Genomic DNA, 8,192 nt, shown 5'->3' on the forward strand with positions numbered 1-8,192 from the left:
CACCACCCGCGCCGCGGCCAAGAAGACCGCCACCAAGACGGCCGCCCCGGCCGCCAAGGAGGCCACCCCCGGCGAGGAGCCCAGCGGCGACGAGCTCGTCGAGGACGTCAAGGTCGAGGACCTGGTCGTCGAGGACGTCGTCGTCGAGGTCGCCGACGACGCCGCCGAGGAGACCGCCGAGGCCCCCGACGCCAAGAAGAGCGCCGGCGGCTTCGTCCTGACCGACGACGACGACGACGCACCCGCGCAGCAGGTCGTCTCCGCCGGTGCCACCGCCGACCCGGTCAAGGACTACCTCAAGCAGATCGGCAAGGTCGCCCTCCTCAACGCCGAGCAGGAGGTCGAGCTCGCCAAGCGCATCGAGGCGGGCCTGTTCGCCGAGGAGAAGCTGCACTCCGGCGAGAGCATCGACCCCACCTTCAAGCGCGAGCTGTGGTGGATCAGCGAGGACGGCCGCCGCGCCAAGAACCACCTGCTCGAGGCGAACCTGCGCCTGGTGGTCTCGCTGGCCAAGCGCTACACCGGTCGCGGCATGCTCTTCCTGGACCTGATCCAGGAGGGCAACCTCGGTCTGATCCGCGCGGTGGAGAAGTTCGACTACACCAAGGGCTACAAGTTCTCGACCTACGCGACGTGGTGGATCCGCCAGGCCATCACCCGCGCCATGGCCGACCAGGCCCGCACCATCCGCATCCCGGTGCACATGGTCGAGGTCATCAACAAGCTCGCCCGCGTGCAGCGGCAGATGCTGCAGGACCTGGGCCGCGAGCCCACCCCGGAGGAGCTCGCCAAGGAGCTCGACATGACCCCCGAGAAGGTCGTCGAGGTCCAGAAGTACGGCCGCGAGCCCATCTCGCTGCACACCCCCCTCGGTGAGGACGGCGACAGCGAGTTCGGCGACCTCATCGAGGACTCCGAGGCGGTCGTGCCCGCCGACGCGGTCAGCTTCACGCTCCTGCAGGAGCAGCTGCACTCCGTCCTGGACACCCTCTCCGAGCGCGAGGCGGGCGTGGTCTCCATGCGCTTCGGCCTGACCGACGGCCAGCCGAAGACCCTGGACGAGATCGGCAAGGTCTACGGGGTCACCCGCGAGCGCATCCGCCAGATCGAGTCCAAGACGATGTCGAAGCTGCGCCACCCCTCGCGCTCGCAGGTCCTGCGCGACTACCTCGACTGACCACCCCCACCGGGCCCTGCCGCCCGGTGCACCTCGGCCCCCGGCCCGCCGCGCGCGGACCGGGGGCCGAGGTGCGTCCCCGGCCGTGCGGGTAGCGTGCCCGGCGTGCCGGGTGCGACGCCGCAGGAGCGCGAGGAGTGGCGGCGCGGGCGGGCCGAGGCGGCCGCCGCGCACGTCGCCGCGGCCGAGCGCGCCCGCGCCGCCGAGACCGAACGGGCCCGGCGGCTGCTGGAGGGCTTCGTCGCCGAGGTGCGCCGGCGGGGCGTGCCCCCGGTGCCGCTGCGGGCCCGCGTGCGCGGCGGCCGCGCCCGCACCGGGCTGCGCGGCTGGTACCTGCGCCGCGACGAGTCCCTGGCCGTCGCCGAGGACGGCGCCTTCCACGTGCTGACCCTGGCCGGGGGGCTGCGCGAGCGGCTGCTGGGCGTGCACCCGCCGCCGGCCGACCCGCCCCTGCAGGTGGGGCGCGGGGCCCGCGACGGGGAGTCGGTGGAGCTGGCGGAGCTGCTGCGCCGCCGGCTGGAGGAGCTGGGAGCCGGGGATCAGCTGCCCGGCGCCCCCGGGCCCGGTGCGCCGACGAGCCGGTAGACGACCCAGTCGTCCCCGCGCGCGTGGACGACCAGGCGGGGGAAGTCCGCGAAGACGTGCTCCCGCTGAGGGTTGAAGTAGGCGATGAACGCGGCTTCGTCGCCGCGCGGTGTCGAGCACAGGGCGGTCAGCACGTGGTGCAGGGTCGTCACCCCGAAGGCGTTGGCGATGAACACCAGCAGGGGGCCGCGCGGGGGCGGGAAGGTCGCCGCGTCGCCGACGACCACCCGCAGCGTCTGCGCTCGGCCGCGGGTGCCGCGTCGTGAGGACCAGCGCCGCAGGTTCGCTCGTGCCTCCTCCGCCAGGGCTTCGTCGAGCTCGACCCCGACGACCTCCCGGAACCCCCGGCGGGCCGCGAGGAGGAGAGCACGGCCGCGCCCGGCTCCCAGGTCGACGAAGGTGCTCTCCCGCGGCACGACGGTCGGTGTGGACATGATCCGCCGCCACCAGGTCAGGCGGATCGCCTCGTAGTACTCGGAGTCACCGCCGACCGACACCCGTCGGAGGGCCCCCTCGTTGCGGACCAGGCCGCGCGTGCGGGCCCCCAGCCAGGCGTCGGTGGCCACCTCCACCACGCGGGTGCCGACCAGCCGTCCCAACCGGACCGTCAGCGGGGGCAAGGCGTCGACCGCCTCCCGCACGTGTCCGCGTCGAGCGCCGTGCTGGCCGTCCTGCTCGCCGCGGTGCGTCCGGGTTCTGCGCCGGGGGTGGTTCACGAGGGTCGGCACCTCCTGTCGAGGCCGGTGTGGAGGGGCGTGCACCCGACCGGAGGGTCGCGGGGTCGCAGAGCGTACCCACCACGGGGACCACCCGCCAGGGCGCCCCGGTCCACCCAGGGCGCCCCGGTCCACGCCCCGTTCGCCGTTCCCCTCGCCCTCGTGATGCCCTTCTGCTTCCCTGAGCACCATGTCCGCCCCCGGCACCGGCGTTCCCCCCGGCTCTCCCCCCGACCTGCGGACGGGGGAGGTCGTTCTGACCGTCTGCGGCAGTGCAGCGCAGTGGGACGGGCTGCTGGCGGAGGTCGAGGGTTCGACGGCGTTCCACACGTGGGACTGGCTGCACCTGCAGGCCGGTGCGCACGGGTGGCGCTTCGCGCCGCTGGTCGCGACGGTGGACGACGAGCCGGTCGGTGTCGTCCCGCTGCTGATGACGCGGCGCGGCCCCGTCTCGATGGAAGCCCAGGTCCCTTTCCCCTACGTGGGACCCGTCGTGCCCGCTGAGCACCTGACCGGGGTGTTCCGGGCGGTCGATGCGTGGGCACGTCGTCAGCGGGTGGCGTTCACGCGCCTGGAGTTCGCGCCGGGCGTGCGCCACGCCGCCACGGCCGCCCGGGGCGCGGGGTGGAGCATCCACGAGGACGTGACACAGGTCGTGGACCTGTCGCACGGTTCGGTGGAAGCCTTTTGGAGCAGCACCCGTTCCTCCGTGCGACGTTCGCTGCGCACCGCGCAGCGGCGAGGCGCGGTCGTGCGCGCCTCGACCAGGGAGGAGGTGGCCACCTGGTTGCCGGCCTTCTTCGAGGAGGCCTACGGCGCCCGTGGTCTGCCGTCGCCCTACGCCCCGGACGTGGGTGAGCGCGTGTGGGAGCGGTACGGCCGGCGTCCGGACGTGTGCATGCTCTCCGTCTCCTTTGACGGTGACCCGGGAGGCCTCTCCATCGCCTTCGGTCACGGAGGGACGTTGTACTCCTGGGCGGGCGGGGGCTTCCGCGAGCACCGCCAAGACCAGGCGGGAACAGCTCTCTACGTGCACGAGATCCTCTGGGCGCTGCAGAACGGCTACCAGCGCCTCGACGAGGTGGGCAGCGTCGATGAGGGGGTCACTCGGTTCAAGCAGGCTTTCGGTGCCCACCCGGAGCCTTACGCCGTCGTGACGACCAGCCACTCGGCCCTGTGGGGGACCGTGCGCGCCGGTTACCGCGGGGCGAAGCGGTGGAGCAGCCGGCTGCGGAGCTGAGGTTCGGGTTCCGGAGGACCCGGTGGCCGTGGTCTGAACTGGTTCAGCGTCGGACTGTGCAGGGGGGCGCTCTGCCCTAACATCGGCGCTACCTCTTCGTGCCCGTTGTGAGCACGGTGGATCGGCCACGAGGTGTCGCGGGCCGGTACGTCGACCGCCCGGAAGGAGCGTGTCAGTCATGGCCTCCGTCAAGGCATCGCGATCGTTGGTGCACGAAGGCCCTGAGGGGATCGTCCTCCTCGAGCCGAGGATGTTCGACCCCCAATCGCTACGGCCCTGGTTCCTGCGCGCGCCCACCGGGTTCTACCTGCTGCTGGTGGACGTGCTCACCTTCCTCGCGGTGGCTGCTGCCTTCTGGCCACCGGACCCCGTCGGTGCGGTCCTCCTCGTGGTGATGCTCGGGTCGTTCTCGGTGTTCGGGCTCTACCGCCCCCGCTTGTCGATGTCGATCCTCGACGACAGCCCCTACGTCGTGGCGGTCGGGCTCGCTTGCCTCACCACCGAACTCGCGCTGTCTGCGCTGCTGCCCGAGTGGCGTCCGCGGGAGCACGCCGTGCTGCAGGCGGCGTGCCTCACCGCTGCGGTTCTCCTGGTGCGCGGAGCGGCCTACGCCGCGGCGCGCCAGGCGCGGCGTCGAGGTCGCCTGCGGCACACCACCCTGGTCATCGGCGCGGGTGAGGTCGGCATCCGGATCGCTCGAACGCTGCGCGACCACCCGGACCTGGGCCTCGACCCGGTCGGCTTCGTCGACACCAAGCCGCGGGTGGGTGATTCCGAGGAGCTGCCGGTCCCGCTGCTCGGTGGGTACGAGGAACTGGCGTGGCTGATCGACGACTTCGCCGTGGAGACCGTCGTCGTGGCGTACGGGAGCCGCCGCGAGGCCGACCTGGTGGAAATCTTGCGCACCTGCGACCGGCTCGAGGTCGAGATCCTCATCGTCCCTCGGCTCTTCGAGGTGCACACCACCACGAGGGACATGGACCAGCTGCGCGGCATCCCCCTCATCCGGGTGCGGAGGGCGGCGTTCCGCACCTTCGCCTGGAAGGTCAAGCGGGTCGTGGACGTCGTGCTGTCAGCTGCGGCGCTGCTCGTGCTGTCCCCCGTCATGGCGGTCTGCGCGCTGGCCGTCCGGTGGGAGGGGGGTCCGGGCATCATCTTCCGGCAGACGCGGGTCGGGCTCGACGGGCAGCCCTTCGAGGTCATGAAGTTCCGCTCCCTCAAGCCGGTGAACGAGAGCGAGTCCGCGACGAACTGGAACATCAAGCACGACGACCGGCTCGGCCCGGTCGGGCGGTTGCTCCGCAGGTCGTCGTTGGACGAGCTGCCCCAGTTGTGGAACATCCTGCGCGGTGACATGAGCATCGTGGGCCCACGGCCCGAGCGTCCGCACTTCGTCGGTGAGTTCACGCCCCGCGTGCCGCGGTACATGGCCCGTCACCGTGTGCCAGCCGGCCTCACCGGGTGGGCGCAGGTCAACGGCCTGCGTGGAGACACCTCGATCGAGGAACGGGCCAGCTTCGACAACTTCTACATCGAGAACTGGTCCCTGTGGGGGGACTTCAAGATCATGGTCCGTACCGTCACGCAGGTCGTGGGGGCGCGCGGCGGTTGACCCGCTCCCGGTGCTCTGCGGGCCGGGTGGGCGCGGAACTCAGCGTCCGGTCAACGTCCACCAGGCCGTCAGCCGCACCCCTGTCGCGGCGGACGAGGAGGCTCGCACCGAACCGCTCGATGCCCTCGAGCTTCGCGGCGTCGTCGTGATCGAGACGGCCGGGTGCTCCTCCTCCGCCGCGTCCGCCTTGTCGGTCGCGTCGAGCCGCTCCGCCAGACGACCCAGTTCGTCGCCGGGCACCCGCGCGGAGGGAGCGTTCACCTCGAGCACCGCGAGCGGCGGGGCGTCGTCCACCACGCGCAGGCGCACGTTGACGGCCGCCTTGCCGCGGCTGTGGTGCACGAGCGTCACGACCAGGTGGCTGATCGCCTGCTCGAGCGATGCCGGGTCGCAGTCCAGCAGCATCGGTCCGGGGTCGCGGTGCAACGTCAAGAAGGCGTCGGTGACGGCCTTGGCGCCTTCGACGACTCGTACCACCACGTCGCCGATGTCGACGGACCTGCGGGACGAGGGGGATGGCGAGAACGTCAGCTGCTCCCGCACGGCCGCCGTGGCGCGCAGCACCTCGTTGAGGTGCGACTTCAGCACCGACGACCCCCGCTGTGCGCGGGGGTCACCGGTCTCGTCCGCGAGCTGGGTGAGCGAGCGCACCAGCGGGCCCGTGGTGTCCAGCCGTTCCAGCAGCTGTTCCACGCCGGTCCGGAGCCGTTGCAGGTTCGCGGCCGTGATCCGGCGCTCCAGCTCCTGCAGCACGAGTGCACCCAGGTCGCGCAGCGCGTCCAGGTCCTCGTCGGACCACTGCCGCGGCTGCCGGTCGAGCACGCAGAGGTTGCCCAGCACGTGCCCCTCAGCGGTGATCAGGGGCCAACCGGCGTACGACCGCAGCCCCTGCGCCCGCAGTTCGGCGTTCGTGCGGACCAACGGATCGACGGAGATGTCCTCGATGACGAGTTCCTCGCCCGTGGCCACCGAGAACTTGCAGATGGACCGTGGCAGGGGCTGCGATCGTGGCTCGTCCTCGGCCGCGCAGGAATCTGACATCCCTGGCAGGACCTGCCTGTCCTCCGCCACGATGGAGACGTAGGAGACCGGGACGCCGAGCAGCGTGGCGGCCAGCCGGGCGAACCGGTCGAGGGTCTCGTCCGGACGGGGTTGCGCGAGCCCGGTCTGCTCCAGCACCGCCAGTCGTCGTGGGTCCCGGACCGCGGTGAGGACGTCGAGCCCCGCACCGTCTGCAGGTTCTGCCAGTGGACTGCCCTCCCCATCAGAGGAGCCCGCAGCGGCCCCCGACGCCCGGCTCATGTTACGCACTGGCCACTCCGCTGCCAGGTGAAGACCCGCACCGTGAGCCTCCTGCACCCGCCGCCCGTCACGGCGTCGTCGGCGGATCCGGTCGGACGGGCGAGAACGGTCGACGGCGCACCCGGACGCGTGCGATCCGGAAACCGACCATCCGCTGGAAGTGGCGCAGACCGTTGGGAAGCTCCCCGGGGTGCCAGGGGTCGACGACGTGGCGGACACCGCGTTCGGAGAGGACGTCCACGAGTGCCTGGCACATCAGGTAGCGGCTGAGGCTATGCGCGTCGCTCCAGCCGAAGGTGCGGAAGTAGCGGAGCAGGCCGTACTCACCGTCCACAGGGGTGACGGAGAGCAACAGGGGTGTCCCGTCCGCGGAGGAGGCGAGGATCCACAACCCGTAGCGGAACAGATCGGTGTTGTCCGGCTCGAGCTCGCGGTAACGGGGATCGGGGTGGGAACGCTCTGCGCGGTCCGCCAACCGCACGAGGTGCGACCGCTCCACCGGGTCGTCGACCAGGCGCCACGTGATGCCCCGCTGCTGCGCTGCCCGCACCTTCCGCCGCAGCGTCTGCTTGTGGCGCCCCTGGAGGTAGGTGGTGGTGTCGTCGGGCACCTCGAGCACGCCGAGCCCCGTGCAGGCGGCGGGCGCTCCGAGGAGCGCCGGGCGCAGCAGGGCTCGGCGGATCACTTCGGCCTCCCCCCCTCGGGACAGCGGAGCGTGCGAGCGGGGAAGGCGTGCCGTGGCGATGAGGGCGGCGAGGCCGCGCACGGGGTGCCCGAGGGCGAATGCGGCCGCTGAGCGTCCGGAGTCCTGGTAGTCGCGGTAGTAGGCCGAGAGGGACGGTTCGTCGGTGGCTCCAGCCACGAGCACCGCTGCGCCTCGAAGACGGTGCTTCCACCGGTGCAGCGCCGTGGTCGGCGCCCGGCGCCACGACGCCGTCGCAGCAGCGCGTCCCCCGGTCGCCGTGCTCGCCGCCGGCCGGCGCGGGGGCCGTCCCGCGTCCGTCGCGGCGAGCGCCTGGACGGCGGTGAGCGTGCGAGAGCCGGGTGCACGGCGCTGCCTGGTCGGGCGAGGCATGAGAGGTCTGGGTCTCCCTGTGCGGTGGCACGGTCGGAGGTGGGCCCTCCGCGGCGTCCCCGAACCCCCGCTGATCACCGCACCGGGCCGCTGCTGCGGGCTCGTGCCTACCTCGATCCGGTCGGCACCGTGCGGGGCGGCGGTGGTCGGTGAAGCTAACCGGCACCGCTGACCGGCGCAACTGCGGTGCGCGCGCGAACGGGTGAAACCCCGTCAAGGCGGTGCAGGTCCCACCGACACAAGTAGGCATGTGCGTGCCGCGCTGGAGACGGATCGGGGTCCTCGGGCTCCTGGCCTGCATGCTCGCCGGCGTGCTCTCGGTGGTCACCACCGCACCCGCCCGCTCCGAGGCGGCGGTTGCGGCGGCTCCCTCGCGCGTGTTGGGGACGGGGGTGGAGGTGTTCTCCCTGTGGCGGGACTGGCCGGTGAACACCACCGCCTTGCAGCAGGTCGCCGACTCCGGCTCGGGCTGGGTGCGCATCGGG

At 72.3% G+C, this 8,192-nt stretch carries 7 protein-coding genes; 4 read left to right on the plus strand and 3 right to left on the minus strand.

Annotated features, from left to right (window positions below; translation table 11 throughout):
• Together GTR00_RS09225 and GTR00_RS09230 are read left to right on the plus strand one after the other, a co-directional pair.
• A partial coding sequence (locus GTR00_RS09225; RefSeq protein WP_166611334.1) for an RNA polymerase sigma factor occupies positions 1 to 1,177 on the plus strand: 1,177 nt, incomplete at its 5' end.
• Positions 1,178 to 1,282: 105 nt separating this feature from the next.
• Positions 1,283 to 1,762, plus strand: a complete 480-nt coding sequence (locus GTR00_RS09230; RefSeq protein WP_166611335.1) for a hypothetical protein — start codon at positions 1,283 to 1,285, stop codon at positions 1,760 to 1,762.
• Here GTR00_RS09230 and GTR00_RS09235 read toward each other — a convergent pair.
• A complete protein-coding gene (locus tag GTR00_RS09235; protein ID WP_166611336.1) occupies positions 1,717 to 2,403 on the minus strand; it encodes a class I SAM-dependent methyltransferase in 687 nt (228 codons plus the stop codon). The genes GTR00_RS09230 and GTR00_RS09235 overlap by 46 nt on opposite strands.
• A gap of 265 nt (positions 2,404 to 2,668) precedes the next feature.
• Between GTR00_RS09235 and GTR00_RS09240 the strand changes: the two genes are divergently transcribed.
• On the plus strand, positions 2,669 to 3,718 hold the full coding sequence (locus tag GTR00_RS09240) for a GNAT family N-acetyltransferase (protein WP_166611337.1): 1,050 nt from the start codon (positions 2,669 to 2,671) through the stop codon (positions 3,716 to 3,718).
• 178 nt (positions 3,719 to 3,896) lie between these two features.
• On the plus strand, positions 3,897 to 5,330 hold the full coding sequence (locus GTR00_RS09245) for a sugar transferase (protein ID WP_166611338.1): 1,434 nt from the start codon (positions 3,897 to 3,899) through the stop codon (positions 5,328 to 5,330).
• A 39-nt stretch (positions 5,331 to 5,369) separates the two neighbouring features.
• Here the strand turns inward: GTR00_RS09245 and GTR00_RS09250 are convergent, their stop codons facing one another.
• Both GTR00_RS09250 and GTR00_RS09255 read right to left on the minus strand, forming a co-directional pair.
• Positions 5,370 to 6,509: a GAF domain-containing protein gene (locus tag GTR00_RS09250; protein WP_166611339.1), complete on the minus strand. Its 1,140-nt coding sequence runs from the start codon at positions 6,507 to 6,509 to the stop codon at positions 5,370 to 5,372.
• Positions 6,510 to 6,699: 190 nt separating this feature from the next.
• Positions 6,700 to 7,494: a hypothetical protein gene (locus GTR00_RS09255; protein WP_166611340.1), complete on the minus strand. Its 795-nt coding sequence runs from the start codon at positions 7,492 to 7,494 to the stop codon at positions 6,700 to 6,702.
• Positions 7,495 to 8,192: the final 698 nt, after the last annotated feature.

It is taken from the genome of Kineococcus indalonis (assembly GCF_009906395.1).
In the GTDB taxonomy this organism is placed as follows: domain Bacteria; phylum Actinomycetota; class Actinomycetes; order Actinomycetales; family Kineococcaceae; genus Kineococcus; species Kineococcus indalonis.

Coding starts and splice junctions, on each gene's coding strand:
- GTR00_RS09240 (WP_166611337.1), top strand. CDS start 2,669: ATGTCCGCCCCCGGCACCGGCGTTCCCCCCGGCTCTCCCCCCGACCTG.
- GTR00_RS09245 (WP_166611338.1), top strand. CDS start 3,897: ATGGCCTCCGTCAAGGCATCGCGATCGTTGGTGCACGAAGGCCCTGAG.